Origin of the sequence: Sorangium sp. So ce406 (genome assembly GCF_051474675.1) — a bacterium.
Taxonomy (GTDB): domain Bacteria; phylum Myxococcota_A; class Polyangia; order Polyangiales; family Polyangiaceae; genus Sorangium; species Sorangium cellulosum_G.
Window position 1 is genome coordinate 3,618,511 of record NZ_CP150340.1, and the last position, 16,007, is coordinate 3,634,517.

A 16,007-nucleotide genomic window follows, 5' to 3' on the forward strand; every position below is an offset into this window, starting at 1 on the left:
TCGCTCGCTGCTTCCCGCAGTCCGCCGCCGCCCGCTACTCGCCCAGCAGCGCCGCGGCCGCCTCCAGGGGCACCTCGACGCGCAGCCAGTAGACGCCCTTCTCGCGGCGCGCCTCCACGGTCGCCCCCCTGGCCCCGCGCTTGCGCAGCGCCGCCTGGGCCGTCCGGGCCGCCGCCCTGGCGCGCTGCTCCTCGGGGTCGCGCCGCTTCGGCCCCGCGGCCTTCTCGCGCACCTTGCCGGCCTCGGCGGTCAGCTCGCGGACGGAGATCTCCTCGACGCGCTTCCCCGCAATTGTGGCCCCCTGATCGAGGAGCCACGCCGGCGTATCGACCTCGGGCGTCGCGGCCGTGTACCGCGTGAGCGCATAGGCCTTCTCCGGCCCGAGCGTCAGGGCCTTGTCGCGCGGCAGCGCGGCGACGACCCCGATGAGCTTCTTGGCCTGGCTCAGCCCCATGATGCCGCGCGCCTTGAGCATCTCCCCGAACGTGGCGTGCCCCAGCGCGAGATACAGCTTCTTCCGCTGGAGCTCCCGCAGCGCCTCGCCGATCTCGTAGAAGTCCTCCGCGATCCGGGCCTTGCGGCGCTCGATGAGCTCCAGCAGCGCCTGCGCCCGCCTCTCGGCCGCGCCGCCGCCCTTCACCGCCTGGGCCCGGACCCGCGCGAGCGCGGCGCCCGCGCCTCCGGCCTTGTCGCCCGCCGCTGCCGCCTTGTCGCCCGCGGCCGCCCTGCCGCCCGCGGCCGCCCTGCCGCCCGCGCTCGCCGCCCTGCCGCTCGCAGGCCTGCGTTTGCCGTCTACAGCCGAGGTTTTCCCCGTCTTCCCCGCCATCCGGTGCCCCCTTGTCTGCGCGTCGAAGCAGCGAGGCTATCGCGCGATCGCGGACCGTGGAAGCGAAAGCGGAGCGCCGCGCCGTCGTGGCCAGACGTCTGGCCACGCGCAGCCAGACGTCTGGCCACGCGCAGCCAGACGTCTGGCCACGCCGGCGGACGCAACACGCCCGCGCCGCGGCCCGCCCTTCTGGACGCGCGACTTCAAAGATCCACCCACACATCCGCCCCTTGCTTCGCGCCCAGCGCGCGGGAAAGATCCCCGCCATGGCTCGAACAGCACCCGTGCCGAACATCCCCGCCATTCCCGGCATGAACCCGGGCGTCTTCGTGATGGGAGGCGGCGGCGCCGGCGGAGGCAAAGGCGGGCGCGGGGGCAACGGGAACGGCGACGGGCAGGGCGCCGGGGGCAACAACGGCGGCCAGAACGCCGACGGGGGAGGGAAGGGCGGCAATGCGTGCGGGCAGGGCACGGGCGCCGCCGCCTGCACGAATCCACGCCACGGCGGCAACGGCGGCACGTCCGCCGGTGACCCCGTCGACGTCGTGACGGGGCGCGTCTTCACGGTGCCCGCCATCGATCTCGGGCTGCCAGGCCCGCTGCCCCTCGTGCTGCAACGCCAGTACTCCTCGACCGCCCGCGAGCGCGACGTGGGGCTCGGCTTCGGCTGGTCGCACTCCCTCGCATGGATGATCATTCCATCCCGCCGGCGCGTCGATATCGTCCAGGACGACGGCACCGTCCTCGAGGCGCCCCTCCCGGCCGTCGGCGAGTCGCGCCGGCTCTTCGGCGGCGTGTCGCTGCGCGCCGCGCGCTCGGGGTTCGCGCTGTCCCTCGAGAGCGGCGTGACCCTGCTCTTCCACGAGCAGGACGCCCTCGACGACGTGTACCGGCTGAGCTCGATGGTCGACCGCAACGGCAACGAGATCCGACTCGCGTACGACGGCCCGGAGCTCCTCACCGTCACGGACTCCGCCGGCCGCGCGGTCCGCTGCGTGCGCGATGCGTCGAGGCGTATCGCGCGATTCGAGGTCAGGACCTCCACGGCGCCGAACGGCTGGCACGCTTTCCACCGATACGAGTACGACGCTGCCGGCGATCTCGTGGCCGTCGTCGACGCCGAGGGCCAGGCGACGCGGTTCGTCTACAGCGAGCACCTGCTCGTCGAGCAGCGCCTGCCCGACGGGCTTGTCGTCCACTACCGTTACGACCGACAGGGGCGCTGCGTCGAGACGTGGGGAGCGCGCGCCGAGGGGCGCGACCCGAGCCTCGCCGACGGCCTCCCCGAGGTGCTGGCGGACGGGAAGACCGAGGCGAAAGGCCTCTTTCACACCCGGCTCGCGTACCTGGACGACGGGTATACCGAGGTCACCGACGCGTCCCAGCTCAAGCGCGTCATCGGCAATGCCAACGGACAGGCCGAGAAGGTGGCGTGGGGACCAGGCGTGCTGTCCCACGAGTACGACGAGCTCGGAAACTGGGTCTCCTACACGGATCCCGTCGGCGCTGTCACGCGCGTCGAGCGCGACGAGGCCGGCAGGGCGAAGGCCGTCATCGATCCGCTCAACCGGCGCACCGAGTACGCCTACGACGCGCTGGGCGCCGTGACAGCGATGGTCCGGCCCGACGGCCAGGAGATCAGGTTCGAGCGCGACGCGCGGGGCAACGTGACCTTCATCTCCGATCGTCTCGGGCTCGTGGTCGGCTATGAATACGATGAACGCGGCCTCGTCCGGCGCGCCCTCCTCCCGAACGGCGGCGCCACGGCGTTCGAGTACGACGCGCACGGCAACTGCACCGCCGTCACCGAGCCGAGCGGGGCCACGAAGCGCATCGCCTACGACGACCTGGGCCGCCCCGTCGCCATGACCAACGCGGCCGGCGGGATGACGCGGTATGCGTACGACGCGCGCGGATTGCTCCGCTTCCTGGAGGACCCCACCGGCGCCAGGACCAGCTACGATCACGACGGCCGAAAGCGGCTCGTCAGGATCACGGACGCGGCGGGACGCACGGGGAAGCTCACCTGGGGCGGCATCAACGCGCTCTGCGAGGTGGAGCGGCCCGACGGGACGCGGATCGGCTACCGGTACGACAGGGATGGACGCTTCCTCGAGCTCATCAACGAGCAGGGGCGTGTCCACCGATACCGGCGGAACGGCGCAGGCCATGTCGTCGAGGAGGAGACGCTCGACGGCCGCGTCCACGCGCTGCGGCGGGATCTCTGCGGCCGGTTGATCTCCTGGCGGAGCTCGAGCGGCGACAGCGTGGAGTACGAATACGACGCCGCGGGCCAGCTCGTGCGCCGCGTGTATGCCGACGACACCGCCGACGAGTTCGAATATGACCTCGCGGGCAGGCTGGCCGTGGCGCGCAACGCGAGCAGCGAGTGCCGGCGCACCTACGACGCGCGGGGCTGCCTGGTCCACGAGGTCCTCGCGATCGGCGGCGAGACGTACGAGATCAGGAGCAAGCACGACGTGATGGGCAAGCGCGTCGAGCGGTCGACGTCGCTCGGGTATATCGAGCGGCTGACCCGGGACGCGATGAGCGACGTCGTGCGCGTCGACTGGGGCAACGAGGCGCTCGACATCTTCCGGGACGCGCTGCGCCGCGAGCAGCAGGTCGTGCTCCCGGGCGGCGGGCGCGTCGCCTACGCGTACGACGGGCTGGGCCGCCTCGCGCGCCGCACGGTGACGGAGGCCGACGCGGCCGTCGCGGCCGTCGTGCCGCAGGGAGAGCCGCAGTGGGTGGGCCGCCTGCCGCGAGGCGTCGTGTCCGATGTGTCGTATGCCTGGTCGCCCGTGGGGCTGCTCGAGCAGGAGACCGATGCCCTGCTCGGCGTCACGCGGTATCAGTACGACCCGGTGGGCCAGCTCGTGGCGCGGCTGCCTGCGGAGGCCGCCGGCGAGCTGTTCGGCTACGACGCTGCGGGGAATCTCACGCTGGACAGCGAGGAGCACGAGCACGGCCCCGGCGGGAGGACGGTCCGGCTCGGAGCCCAGGCGTATCACCACGACAAGGGCGGCCGGCTCGTCGCGAAGGACGTGCCTGGAGGCGGGCGGTGGACGTATGCCTACGACGCCCGTGGTCTGCTGCGATCGGTGCGCGATCCCGCCGGTCAGGTCACCGAGCTCGACTACGACGCGCTGTACAGGCGCGTCGAGAAGCGCGTGCGCGCCGGCGACGGGAGCGAACGTCGGGTGCAGTTCGTGTGGGACGGCGAGCAGATGCTCCATGAGCTGACGCGCGGGGCGCCGGCGGGGGAAGCGCCCGGCGCGGAGGTGCGCACGTACTGCTTCCTCGACGGCAGCCCGGTGCCCCTCGGCGAGATCGACGCGTCGGGCAGGCGGCGGTTCTACGTCCACGCGCCGAACGGCTTTCCCGAGCTCGTGATCTCCGGTTCGGGCGCGATCGAGGCCGCGCAGCAGCATCGCGCGTTCGGTGCGATCGAGGGTGGCGGCGCGGGCGCGACGCCGCTGCGCTTCCCGGGGCAGTACGCGGACGGCGAGACGGGGCTCTACTACAACCGCTTTCGCTATTACGATCCCGAGATCGGCGCGTACATCAGCGCTGATCCCATCGAGATCTCGCGCAGCCCGCGGCTGTACGGGTATGCGGAGAACTCGCCGCCGAACGTCGTCGATCTGGACGGGCTCCAGCCGATGACGACGACCATCCGGCCTTCCGGCGCCACGGGCCGGAGCGCGGCGGGGCGCGATCGGAACAACCCCGCCGAGGTGCACCCGACCGTCTGGAACAACATGGCCAACCAGGTCCAGGTGCAGTCGCCGAACGGGACGACCAACTGGGAGTTCCCGCAGGCGACGCGCCATCCGGCCAACTGCTCCGAGCCCGCCGCGCTCAGCCAGCACCTGTTCGACTACGAGGATCGAAATGAGCTCCCGAGGGGCACGTGCGGGTCGGCGAACGATCCGAACAACAACCACCTGCGGGCCGCGCTCCGGGGGATCGATTCGATAGAGTCGACCCAGGACGATGGAGGGGCGCGCAATGCGTGCCCCAACTGCGGGGTGCTGATGCGCAACCTCCAGAACCAGGCGAACCAGGGTCGCCCCGAGGGCGAGCCGCCGGTCGATCTCGTCAACCGCGTCACCCCCGGGATCGACGAGCCCAGCCAGCGCTACCGGGACGGCGTGGCGGCCGGCAACCCGCAGCGCACCGCCGTGGAGGCGATGCAGAACCCGAACGCGCCCGGCAACATGGCCGTCCGGCCGCCGCCGAACTGGCGCCCGAGGGGGTCGCGCCGGTGACGCGCGGCGGACGATGCGGCAGGGCGGCGGGGCGGGCCGGTGGACGCGGGGCTCCTCGACGTGGACCGTCGCGCGATGGACGCGGCCGATCCGGCGCTCCAGGGGCTCTCTGACGGCGGGTCGAGCGAAGGAGGACGGGTGTGAGCAGCGGAAAGGAAGGCGGCGGGGCGGCGGGGTCGCTGGCGGGCGTCCTGTCGCCGCGGGCGACGGCGTGGCTCGGGCAGCGGGGCGCTGCGCGGGATCCCGGCCGCGCGACGCCGCCGGAGGCCCTCCGCGAGCAGCTCGCGCGGCTGGGGCTGACGGACGTGGGAGCGCTGCTGCGGTTCGAGGAGGTCTTCGGCGGCCTCTGCGTGCCGTCGGCGGAGGGAGAGGCGCTCTGGTTCGGGATCGGGCTGGAGCTCGAGCGAGGCGTGCGCCCGCGGAAGGGTCGCGCGCCGATGGGCGACTTCCCGCACGGGACGTACTGGATGGACGCGCGCGGTCAGGTCGTCGTCGACGACGGGGTGGTCGATCCTTTCGTCCTGGCCGAGGATGCGCGGCGCCTCTTCGAGCGGTTCGCGATCGGGCAGGAGTACCCGGTGTGCGCCTTCGACTGGCCTGGCCGGATGGCCGTGGAGATGACGCTCGATGTCGCGGCCGAGCTCGCCGCGGCGGTCGGCGCCGAGCGCGTGGACGAGCTGAGCGACGCATATCAGGCGGTGTTCCAGAAAGGCGATCTCGCGATCTGGTCGCCGCCTGCGTTCGCCGAGATGAGCGTGGCGCCGTGCACCGCGGTGGCGAGCGAGATCGCGAGCGTCCGCGCGCTCGTCGCGGCGCTGCGCAAGGGGTTCCCCGACGTCGGCCTGAGCGTGCGTGTCGCCGGGTCGCACGGCGAGGAGCGCAGCAGCGAGCCGGCGCCCGAGATCCCCGCCGGCGCCCCGTACGAGCGATGGGACGACGGCGATCCGGTGGGCGCGGTCGCGCTCTCGGACGACGGGGGCGTCGTGCAATGGGTCGCGTCCGGCGACGAGGTCGTCGTGGAGCAGATCTCCCAGGACGGTCTGCGCAGGGTCCGTTTCATCTCGAGATAGACGCGAGCGGCCCGTCCCCAGGTCTCCTGATTTCGGCGTTCTTCAGCGGCTTCCTGGAGAGCGTCCACAAGAACAGGCCAGCGCTTCTCAGGAAGGCAAAGAGGGTGAAGTGGCACCTCTCCTTCCAGTTTTAAGCAGAGAACGTGGCCAGGTGGATGCATGACTTCAGGCCGTTGGACGACCAGGGCGCCAAGGCGCCCGAGCCAGGAGCTGACCATGACAGTTCATGTCGCGATGTCCTCCGCAGCCGGCGGAATCATGTTCTCTGATAGTCAGGCATCGACCGTGAGCGAGGACGAAGAGTTTTCTGGGTTCGAGAAGCAATTCTGCGGACCGGACTTTCTCGTCGGGGTTGCCGGTCTTGCCGTCATTGCCAGCGAGATGTTCGACCGCCTGAGCCTCCTCGTGTCGGAGGCGGGGGTGTATCTGAGCTCGTCCAATGTAGAATCGGCGATCCGGAGCTACCTGGAGGCCGAGGTCCAGCCGGACGTGGCGCGACGCATGGAGCTCCTGGTCGTTACCCCAAATCCCGGGCACATGATGGTCAGTCAGTACCTGCCTTCCGTGTTTCGACGATTTGGCCAGCGTGGCGCGTTTGGTGCTGTTGGCAGCGGCGCGAAATTCTTGTCCCGCGCGCTCGTGAGAGACGTCGAGATCGGAGTTGAGCTCCAGGTAGGATCGCTGGTGGACTTGCTCGTGACGGTCCATGGTTATGCGACGGCGGCCAGCCGGAGCCTCACGGTGAACGATCGCTTCTTCGTGGGTTACCTGGTCGGCGGCAGGACGTACTGTATGGGCCACAGGGAGATCTTCCCGGCGCATGCCCCTCGCGCGCTGCGAGATGCATGGCTCGAGGCGTCTGGCCGCTTTGATGAGATCCTGGGGCTTGTGCGGGCGATCGAGGGGGAGTTCCAGAACGCGCGGCGCGCGTTCTCTGCGATCACGGTGGGCAAGCTGGATGCGAGGGCGCGGCGGCAGATCAGGGATAGCAGCGCGTCGATTCAGCAGAACCGCGCGAGGTTGCGCGAGGCGCTGCGCGACTATTTCCAGTGGTATGATCGCTTGTTGGAGCGAACTGTGACCGCCGCGTGATCCCCCTCCTGGAAGAGCGACGCTGTGGTCAGACGTCTGGCTGTGCGTGGCCAGACGTCTGGCCACGGCGCGACAGGCGACGGCGGCAGGTGATATGTCGAATTGCAAACGGATCGGACAGCGCGCGCGTAAGCGATCGTCGGTGTCCGTCGCGTGGTAGAAGCGTGCTATTTTCTTCATCTCTTCAGCGCCGCGTGTCAGGTTGCGCCTGCCATGCGAAACCGGTTCGATCGGCTGGCAAAGGACGTTGCGCAAGAGGGGCTCACGACGACGGGCAAGGTCGTGACCAACGCGGAGGTCGCCGGGGAGACGCAGCTCGCGGACGTGTGGTACGAGCCGGACCCGGCGCGCGCGTCGGAGCGGGAGCGTCTCGGGCTGCTCGGCCGCCTCGCGGAAACGGCGTGCACCATCGAGGCGTACAGCGACACGCCGAGCGCCGAGGAGGCGCGCGCGTGCGTGGAGAAGCACCTGGCGGTGTGGCGAGGCCGCGCAGCGAGGGACCGCGAGGCGGAAGCCCCGTTCCTGTGGATGCTGTCGACCGGCCGCCCGGCGGCCGTGCTCGACGGCCTGTGCACCGCGCGGATGGCCGGCTGGCCCGCGGGCGTGTACGAGGGGCCCGGCCTGCTGCGCACGGCGCTGGTCGTGCTGAGCGAGCTGCCGCGCGAGCGCTCGACCCTGCTGATCCGGCTGATGGGGGGAGGGCGCGTGTTGCGCGAGGCGATCGAGGATTTCCGTCGGCTGCCGCTGGATGCGCCGGAGCGCGCCATCGGGCTGGGTCCTCTGCTACGCTTCCGGGCGGCGCTCGCCGAGGTCGGGCCGGCGACGCCGGAGGAAGAGGAGATCGTGATGACCACGCAGGAGCTCGTCGAGCAGTTCATCGAGCAGGGACGCACGCAAGGGATGGCGCAGGCGACGATCGCGCTGTACGAGGCTCGGTTCGGCCCCATGCCGCCGGTGCTGCGCTCCGCCGTGGAAGCCATGCGCGACCTGCCGACGCTCCGAGCGTGGCTCCTGCTCGCCGGCACCGGGACGCGCGAGGAGGTGCACGACGCCGTCGCCGCCGGCACGGCCGCCGGGCGCTCGTCCTGATCTCCGCCTGACGTCGCCGGGGGCGCCGGCGAGCGTGCCGCGCATGGCGCATACGCCGTCCGCTGCGTGCTCGGCCACCGTGCGCGGCGCCAACCTGTCAGGGGGCCACTCCTCCAGGCACCGAGCTCCCACACGCCTGTCGCTGAACTCCATCATGATCTCGTGAACCGGCGACGCCCCGCCACCGGAGATCCATCGCGTACCCATGCTCGCTCGGCCCGTTGGCGGCGCGTTGCCGCGCATGGCCAGACGTCTGGCCACGCGCGACAGGCAACGGCGGCAGGAGATGTGTCGAATTCCAAATGGATCAGTCCGAGCGCACGTAAGCGATGGTTCGGTGTCCGTAGCGCGGTCGAAGCGATCGACGATTCGGCGGCTGCTGCTGGATACGCCGGAGCGCGCCGTCGGGCTGGGTCCGCTGCTACGCTTCCGGCCGGCGATCAGGCCGAGCTCCCCGCCCTCGCTCCCACATCATCGTACGGCGCGCCCCCCGCCAGCCAGGCGGCGGGGGGTGATTTCCTCGGCGACGATCCTTCCGCAACAGGCGCGCCGACGGAGCACGGGCGCTCGCCAGGCGGCGCTCAGCACTCGCACTCGTCCTCCCCATCATAGGACTTGGCGATGAACGTGATGTCGTACGGGTAGGTCGCCTCGGGCGGCCCATAGATACGGAGGAGAAGGTCGTTCGCGGAGTCCAGCCCCCCGCCGTCGAGCCACACCCGCCCATGATCGCTCTGCCCAGCTCCGATGAGGTCCATCGTCGCTGCGCTGTAGACCTCCACGATCACCGTGTTGTCTGGACGGGATGGCGGGGTGTACTGCTCACAACTTGCGCCGCACAGCTCTGCCCCGGCGGCCAGGACGCGAAGCCTCCAGTAAAACTCTTCGTACCCGAGAGAGGTATCGAGCAGGTACCAGTCCTCATCGCCTTGACAGAGCATGAAATCCATTCTCGAGAACCACGCGTCGAGAGAGCCGCTGCCACCTGCTGTATACGCGAGCGGCGCCGCCGAGGTGGGCACGTCATTCCACTCGTAGACGTCGTCTTCACAATTCGAAGCTCCGCCGCTGCCGCCACCGGCCCCACCGGTGCCGCTGCCGGTGTCGCCGCTGCCGCCACCGGCCCCACCGGTGCCGCTGCCGGTGTCGACGCCACCGGCCCCACCGGTGCCGCTGCCGGTGTCGCCGCCGCCGGCCCCCCCGGTGCCGCTGCCGCTGCTGCCGCTGTTGCTGCTGCTGTTGCTGCTGCTGCTGCCGGCGCCTCCACCACCGAGGCCCCCGCCGTCGTCCGACACTCGCAAGCAAGACGTCGTTCCAAGCAACGAGGTGCACAGCGCAGCGAAACCCGCGAGACGAATCGAGCTACGGATGAGCGACATACAGAACTCCACTGGGCATGGGTGAATAGCGGCTTCAGGGCAAGACCTCGCCCTCGAAGCATGCGTGTCGAGTATCGCACGAACCATGATGGAAATTGCCAGATCAGAACGTGTTATTTGTCGCGAATCCCTCCTTTTTCATGGCGCCAGCGCGGCTGCGACGTATCCTTGCCGGCGATGGATACGCATCGATCAATGTGCTCTCGCCGCTCTCGTCGTTGCCGCGGTCCGCATCGCCCTCGTTCGATGGTCCCTCACCCCGATCGCGGCGCTCGCCTCGGCGGCGTCGCGTGGGGAGCTGTGTTCGCCGCCCTCCTGGGATGTCGTTCGTCGTCGGCTCCGCCGGCACGTCAGGAGGTCATCGACATCCATGTGCACCTGACGCAGCCCGACGCAGTGGCACCATTGCTCGCGCACATGACAAGACATCACATCGACCGCGCCGTCATCCTGGCCAGCCCGGACCTGACCAGCGGCCGCGGTGGATCCGGGTTCTCCGGCTACCGCACGGGCAACGACATCGTCCTCGACGCCGCCGCGGCCCACCCCGGAAAGCTCATCCCGTTCGTCACCCTGGACCTGGGCCACGACGACCCCGCGTACCTCGCCGAGCTCCGCCGCCGAGGCGCCTGCGGCGTGAAGCTTTACCAGGGGCACAACCTCTTCCACGAGCGTCCCCTCGACGATCCCTCGCACCAGGCGATATGGAAGGCGCTCGCCGATCAGGCGCTTCCGGTTCTCCTTCACGCCAATACCGTCCGCTACCGGAGCGAGCTCGAGGCGGTCCTGCGCGGCTTCCCCGACCTGCGGGTGGTGTGCGCCCACCTCTGCGGCAGCCGCACCGACCTCGCCCGCGTGGAGTCCCTGATGCAGGCGTTTCCGCGCCTCCTCGTCGATACGAGCCATGGCTCCGGCGGCCCGGCGGCCGAGGGGTTCGCGCACCTCGAGCGCGAGCGCGCCCAGCTCCTCAAGCTGTTCTCCCGCTGGCCCGAGAGGTTCCTGTTCGGGACCGATCTCGTGACGAGCGGGCTGAACCCGACGTCGACGGAGATGTGGGACCTGCAGGTGGAGTCGAACATGGGTCTCTTGAAAGAGGATCACTTTCGTTTCTTCCGTCAAACCGCCGACCAGTCGGCTCGCGCCCTCGGCACCTATCAAGGCCTTCACCTGCCCCCCGAGCTCCTGGGGCCCGTCCTCGGACAGAACGCCGCGCGATGGCTCGGCCCCTGCGTGCGGTGAGGGGCATCGCGCGGACCGCCGCCCGCGGCCTCAGGGGCCGAACTTCACGAGGAAAAGATCGCTGGCGGACCGGGGGTTCACGAGCGGCCCCGCGCCAAAGTCGATCCTCCCGACGAACGGCCCGGCGGCGAACACGTTGCCCGCCCCGTCCATGGCCGTGGAATGGCCGAACTGGCGCCCCCTGTCGCCGGTGTGCTTCACCCAGCGCACGGTGCCCGTCGCGTCGAGCTTCGCGACGAAGGCGTCGCCATAGGTGCAATCCATCAGGCCCGTGCCGAAATCGACGTCGCCGTACATCAAGCCGGTGATGGCGATCTCACCGCCCACGGTCGTCGCGACGTCCAGCGCCGTCTGTGGCCCGTCCTGCCCGAGGCGCTTGGCCCAGAGGAGCTCACCTTCGGGGTTCAGCTTGGTCACGAAGGCGTTGCCGCCCCACGTGACAGAGTCGGGGCTATTCGGTTCGAACCCTCCCGAGCTCACCAGAGGACCTCCACCGAAGTCCACGCTCCCTTGAAACGTCCCGCTGAGGACGATATCTCCAGAGCCGTCGACCGCGACGCCGTACGCCCTCTGGAGAGCGGCGTCGCCGAACCGCTTGCTCCAGAGGTGCTCTCCGTCGGCGTCGAGCTTCGCCACGAAGATGTCCTCGCGGCCCGCGGTGGCCAGCGGACCGCCGCCGAGGTCGATCGTCTCGGTGAAGTAGTCGCCGAAGCTGCCGGCGAGAACGACGCTGCCCGACGCATCGACAGCGACGTTGTGGATCTCCGTGTAGCCGAATTGCTTGCTCCAGAGGCAATTCCCAGCAGGGTCGAACTTCGCGATGTAGGAGTCGATCTGCTCGGCGCTGGTCAGCGAAGCCCCGCAGAGGCTGATCTGGTCCACGAAGAACCCTGCCACGATGACGTTTCCGGCTGCGTCCACGGCGATGTGGTGCGCGAATTGCTCCGAATCAGCGCCGATCCGGGTCGACCAGACGTGATCTCCGTCTGCCGTGAAGACGGCCACGAAGGCGTCCGTCCCGTCCTCCTGCCCCACGAGCGGACCGCCGCCGAAGTCGACGCTGTCTGCATGATCTGCATGAACCGATCCCGTCGCGGCGATGAGCCCCGCGGGGTTGACCGCGATGTAGTACACGGAGGTGGAACCGGGGAATCGCTTGTCCCAGAGGAGATCTCCTTCGCCGTCGAATTTCGCGAGCGCGAACACCGCTCTGCCCCCGATCGAGAGCGGACCGTCGCCGAAGTCGACGCCATTGGCGACCGCCGTGGCGAGGACGACGTGGCCCGCCCCGTCCACCGCGATGCGGCCTTCCGAGAGCCCGGATTCGCCTGCATTCGCGCCGAAGTGCCGGCTCCAGAGAGAATCGCCGGTGCTGGGCGCGCCGCCGCCGCTGCCGCTGCCGGCGCTGCCACCGCTGCCGCTGCCGGCGCTTTCGCTGCCGGCACTGCCGCTGTCGCTGCCGCCGCTACCGCTGCCGGCACTGCCGGTACTGCCGGCACTGCCGCTGCCGTCTCCTCCTTCTCCCATCGCACCGCCGGCGACGTCGCCGCGAATGGGATCGAGGGGAATTCTGTCGCACGCCGCGGTAAGCACGTTGAGCGCGATGCATCCAGGTACGATGAGGTGTTTCAAGGAGCCCTCTCGGATCTCGGTCGACGAAGTGCGCATGGCCTGCTCCAGGAATGGCCGCCTGCCGCGCCGGCGGCTCACCGCTCCACGACGATGCCGAGCGAGAACGACGCGAGCGGGCTGAAGGTCGAGGTCACCCGTCCCACGAACCGGATGTCGACCGGCGGGATCGCCGCGCCGCCGAGCGCGCCCGCCGTGAGAACGAGGGAGTCGATGAGCCGGAGACGCACCTCGCCTCGCCCGTAAACGAGGGCAGTGAACGTGGACTCGTCGCTGTCGAGGTGGGGCGGCCTCGCCTCGCCCGACGCGCTCACGTGAGCGAGGCCAAGGCCAGGGGAGAGGACGAGGGCGAAGCGGCCCGTCCTCGCGACGGGCGCGACGACGAGCTCGACGCCGAGGAGCGTGGAGCGAAAGCCGACCTCGCCTTCCGGTGCCTCGATCGTCGGGCTGACGATCGGCAGGTCCGCCAGGAGCCCGATGCCGACCCGGGCCGAAGGCCAGATCCGGAGCGAGGCATCGAGCGCCAGCGACGCGCCAGGCGTCTGCCATCCCACGGCCAGCGCGACGCCCACATCGACGAGCGCGGGCCTGGGCGTAGCGAGCACCGGGAACGGGGGCGCGGGGGGCGCCCACGCTCCGAGCGGCAGGCTCCGCCACGCCTCACCGGGCCCCACGGCCACGGCCGGAGGCGCGACGGGTGCGGGCGGGAGCGACGCCGGCGCGACGGCCGCCGGCGGCGCATCGCTCGGGGCGCGGGCAGGCGACCGGAGCGCCCGCACCAGCTCCGCCGCGCGGAGCACCCGGGTATCGACCGGGCCGTCCGGCGCCACGCTCGCGACGAGGTCCGCCCGCCCGCCCGACGCCGACCAGATCTCGATGGCCCCCTCGTCGCCCTCGGGCACGACGATGAGCAGCCCGCCGGGGGCGACCTCCGTCGGGCTCGCCTCGACCTGCACCCGCAAGCCCGCCGCTTCGAGCTCCTGCGAGAGCCGGTGCGCCAGCGCCCCGCGCGCGCCGGCGACGACGGTGACCGGCGACCGCTCATCGGCGGAGCACGGCACCACGAGCGCCAGGAACGCCAGGGACGCGACGAGCGCGCCGCACGCCGAGCGCGCCACGGCGCGCGCTGCCGGCGAGCTCCGTCGGCGCCGGCCCGACCCCCGTGTCCTCCGCGGGCGCAGGCTCAATCGGCCCCGCCGGCGAGCGCCGTCGCGAGCCCGGCGTGGGCGCCGTTCGGATAGGCCGCGAGGTAGCGCGCGGCGAGCTCGCGGGCGCGCGCGTGGAGCTTCAGGTTCCTCGCGCACTCGATGGATCGGCCGAGCGCCTCCGGCGCGAGCGCGCCGCGCGGCCTCTCCGCGAGGTACACGGCGAACCAGCGCTCGGCCTCCGCCCAGGCGCCGCGCCCGTCGAACGCCATGCGGCCGAGGTGGTACGCCGCCACGGCTGCGGCGTCGCTCCCGGCAAACCGATGGCGCGCCGTCTCGTAGAACCGGGCCGCGACGCTCGGCTTGCGCGAGAGCCGAGCCGCGGATCCGAGCTCGACCAGCTCCGCGCCGCCGGCGCGCTCGAGCACCGTGTCGACGCCCAGGAGCTCCACGTCCGCGAGCGCCTCGCCGAGCTTGCCTGCGGCGAGGAGCGAGCGCCAGCTCTCGGACGGGGCCGCCGCGGCCGGGGGCGCCTCCGCGCGGACCGGCGGCGAGGGCGGGGCAGCGGGCGCGAGCGCGCCGGCGCTCGCGCTCGGGACGAGGGGGGGAGGCTGAGCGCGCGAGCTTGCCGTCGGAGCGACGGCTGGAGGCGGCGCCTGCGGCGCGGCGGGGCGGGGGGCCACGCAGGTCAGCCGTATCGACTCGGGGGCGGCGACGGCGCGCCCGGGCGGCTCGACGCAGGGGCCCAGGACGCGCACCCGGCCGGCGCTCATGGAGACCGCGAGCTCCTCGGCCTCCGTGTCCCACGTGACGTCGAACTCGGTGCCGATCACGTGCACCTCGAACGGCCCTCCCGCCACCACCCACCGGGCGTCGTCGCGATGCACGACGCGCACATGCAGCGATCCGCGCTCCAGGAGGACCCCCGCGCCGAGCGGGCCGACCTCGGTCACGCGGGCGCGCGTCCCCGGCGCGAGGTCCACGCGCGACCCGTCCGAGAAGTCGAGGCCGACCTGCGATGTGTCCGCCGCCACCCACCGGCCCACGGCGCCCGGCGACCCGTCGACCCGGTACGTCAACGGATCGCCCGGCCGGAGCAGCGCGAAGAGCGCGAGGAGGGCGGAAGCGGCGACGCTCGCCGCCGCGAGCGCGAAGCCGAGCCGCCGCGGGGAGGGAGCCGCCCTGGCGCGCAGCGAGAGCGCGGCCTCCTTGCGGTAGATCGCCTGGAGCCGATCCGCCGCCGAGGGCCGCGCCAGCCGCTCGAGCGCGGCGTCCTGGTGCGCGGCGACCCGGCGCCCCAGGGCCGCGATGTCCTTGGTCCTCACGTCCATCGGTCGCCCTCCGCGAGCCAGGAGGCAAGCACTTCATCCTTCTTGCAGCGCTCGACGAACGCGATCTCCGCGCGGTGGAGCCGGCGCTTGATGGTCGCCACCGACACGTTGCACGCGGCGGCGACCTCGGCGAGCTCCTGGCCCTCGACGATCCGCAGCGTGAAGGCCAGCCGCTCGTCGGGGTCGAGCGTCTCCAGGGCGCGGTAGAAGGCCCGCACGCCCTGCCGGGCCTCCGGGTCGACGCTGGCCGAGATCTCCGGCAGCTCGTCGCTCGCGAAGAACGCGAGCCACCGGTGCCGCCGCTTCTTGCGGATCGCCTCGCGCGCGACGAACACGGTGACGCTGGTGATGAACGGCTTCAGCGCCGCGGGCTCGCGCACGTCGTCGATGCGGGAGAACACCCGGGCGAACACGTCCTGCACGAGATCCTCCAGGGTCCGGATGTCGCCCAGGAGGCGAAACAGCATCCGCTCGACGAGGCCCGCGTAAGCGTCGAGCAGGCGGCGCTCCGCCGCGGGATTCCGGGCGTGCAGGCCGCGCAGGACCTCGGCTGAGGTGGGCTGCGCGCCGACAGGGGGATCTGGCGAGCGGGGCTTTCGGACGACGCGGAGGTGCGCGGACATCGCGGTAACTTCTAAGATGGCCGGTCCCCGTCGCGACGGCTCAGCTCCGCGTCGCGTGCCGGGCGAGCTCCGCCGTCGCCTGGCGAGGTGGCACGGTGCTCCGCACCTCCGCGCGCAGGGCTCGTCCTGCGCTCGAGGCGACCGCGCATCGACCAGGCGCCGGTCCCGACCCCGCAGTGCGCTCCTCCCGCGCTCGGAGTGGCTGTGCGTGGCCAGACGTCTGGCTGTGACGTCTGGCTGTGCGTGGCCAGACGTCTGGCCATTGGCGCAACAGGCAACCGGCGGCAGGCGAAGTGTCGAATTCCGAACG

Annotated in this window: 11 protein-coding genes; 5 read left to right on the plus strand and 6 right to left on the minus strand. The window is 71.4% G+C overall.

Annotation, left to right across the window (positions count from 1 at the left end; genetic code table 11):
* Positions 1–34: 34 nt before the first annotated feature.
* The gene (locus WME96_RS13500) at positions 35–826 is read right to left on the minus strand and encodes a hypothetical protein (RefSeq protein ID WP_437290537.1); all 792 of its coding nucleotides are present in this window, start codon (positions 824–826) and stop codon (positions 35–37) included.
* Positions 827–1,092: 266 nt separating this feature from the next.
* Here WME96_RS13500 and WME96_RS13505 point away from each other — a divergent pair, with 266 nt between their 5' ends.
* The 4 genes from WME96_RS13505 to WME96_RS13520 all read left to right on the plus strand — a co-directional run bounded on the left by WME96_RS13505 (position 1,093) and on the right by WME96_RS13520 (position 8,351).
* Positions 1,093–5,100, plus strand: coding sequence for an RHS repeat-associated core domain-containing protein (locus WME96_RS13505; RefSeq protein ID WP_437290538.1), 4,008 nt, complete (start codon positions 1,093–1,095; stop codon positions 5,098–5,100).
* 140 nt (positions 5,101–5,240) lie between these two features.
* Positions 5,241–6,170 carry a hypothetical protein gene (locus tag WME96_RS13510; protein ID WP_437290539.1) on the plus strand — a complete coding sequence of 310 codons (930 nt, stop codon included), beginning with the start codon at positions 5,241–5,243 and terminating at the stop codon, positions 6,168–6,170.
* 216 nt (positions 6,171–6,386) lie between these two features.
* The gene (locus WME96_RS13515) at positions 6,387–7,262 is read left to right on the plus strand and encodes a hypothetical protein (protein ID WP_437290540.1); all 876 of its coding nucleotides are present in this window, start codon (positions 6,387–6,389) and stop codon (positions 7,260–7,262) included.
* Between the two features lie 213 nt (positions 7,263–7,475).
* A complete protein-coding gene (locus WME96_RS13520) occupies positions 7,476–8,351 on the plus strand; it encodes a hypothetical protein (protein ID WP_437290541.1) in 876 nt (291 codons plus the stop codon).
* A 581-nt stretch (positions 8,352–8,932) separates the two neighbouring features.
* Here WME96_RS13520 and WME96_RS13525 read toward each other — a convergent pair.
* Positions 8,933–9,730: a hypothetical protein gene (locus tag WME96_RS13525; protein WP_437290542.1), complete on the minus strand. Its 798-nt coding sequence runs from the start codon at positions 9,728–9,730 to the stop codon at positions 8,933–8,935.
* 246 nt (positions 9,731–9,976) lie between these two features.
* Between WME96_RS13525 and WME96_RS13530 the strand changes: the two genes are divergently transcribed.
* Positions 9,977–10,969 carry an amidohydrolase family protein gene (locus WME96_RS13530; protein WP_437290543.1) on the plus strand — a complete coding sequence of 331 codons (993 nt, stop codon included), beginning with the start codon at positions 9,977–9,979 and terminating at the stop codon, positions 10,967–10,969.
* 30 nt (positions 10,970–10,999) lie between these two features.
* Here WME96_RS13530 and WME96_RS13535 read toward each other — a convergent pair whose 3' ends face one another.
* The 4 genes from WME96_RS13535 to WME96_RS13550 form a co-directional block, all read right to left on the minus strand.
* Positions 11,000–12,601 carry a hypothetical protein gene (locus WME96_RS13535; RefSeq protein WP_437290544.1) on the minus strand — a complete coding sequence of 534 codons (1,602 nt, stop codon included), beginning with the start codon at positions 12,599–12,601 and terminating at the stop codon, positions 11,000–11,002.
* A 74-nt stretch (positions 12,602–12,675) separates the two neighbouring features.
* On the minus strand, positions 12,676–13,716 hold the full coding sequence (locus tag WME96_RS13540; protein ID WP_437290545.1) for a hypothetical protein: 1,041 nt from the start codon (positions 13,714–13,716) through the stop codon (positions 12,676–12,678).
* 65 nt (positions 13,717–13,781) lie between these two features.
* On the minus strand, positions 13,782–15,074 hold the full coding sequence (locus WME96_RS13545; protein ID WP_437290546.1) for a FecR domain-containing protein: 1,293 nt from the start codon (positions 15,072–15,074) through the stop codon (positions 13,782–13,784).
* Positions 15,065–15,697, minus strand: a complete 633-nt coding sequence (locus WME96_RS13550) for an RNA polymerase sigma factor (RefSeq protein WP_437290547.1) — start codon at positions 15,695–15,697, stop codon at positions 15,065–15,067. The genes WME96_RS13545 and WME96_RS13550 overlap by 10 nt, the downstream gene beginning before the upstream one ends.
* Between the last annotated feature and the right edge of the window lie 310 nt (positions 15,698–16,007).

What these genes read in the sequence shown, in the direction of transcription:
- WME96_RS13505 (WP_437290538.1), top strand. Translation starts at nt 1,093, where the DNA reads ATGGCTCGAACAGCACCCGTGCCGAACATCCCCGCCATTCCCGGCATG.
- WME96_RS13545 (WP_437290546.1), bottom strand. Translation starts at nt 15,074, where the DNA reads ATGGACGTGAGGACCAAGGACATCGCGGCCCTGGGGCGCCGGGTCGCC.
- WME96_RS13530 (WP_437290543.1), top strand. Translation starts at nt 9,977, where the DNA reads ATGGTCCCTCACCCCGATCGCGGCGCTCGCCTCGGCGGCGTCGCGTGG.
- WME96_RS13550 (WP_437290547.1), bottom strand. Translation starts at nt 15,697, where the DNA reads ATGTCCGCGCACCTCCGCGTCGTCCGAAAGCCCCGCTCGCCAGATCCC.
- WME96_RS13525 (WP_437290542.1), bottom strand. Translation starts at nt 9,730, where the DNA reads ATGTCGCTCATCCGTAGCTCGATTCGTCTCGCGGGTTTCGCTGCGCTG.
- WME96_RS13520 (WP_437290541.1), top strand. Translation starts at nt 7,476, where the DNA reads ATGCGAAACCGGTTCGATCGGCTGGCAAAGGACGTTGCGCAAGAGGGG.
- WME96_RS13515 (WP_437290540.1), top strand. Translation starts at nt 6,387, where the DNA reads ATGACAGTTCATGTCGCGATGTCCTCCGCAGCCGGCGGAATCATGTTC.
- WME96_RS13500 (WP_437290537.1), bottom strand. Translation starts at nt 826, where the DNA reads ATGGCGGGGAAGACGGGGAAAACCTCGGCTGTAGACGGCAAACGCAGG.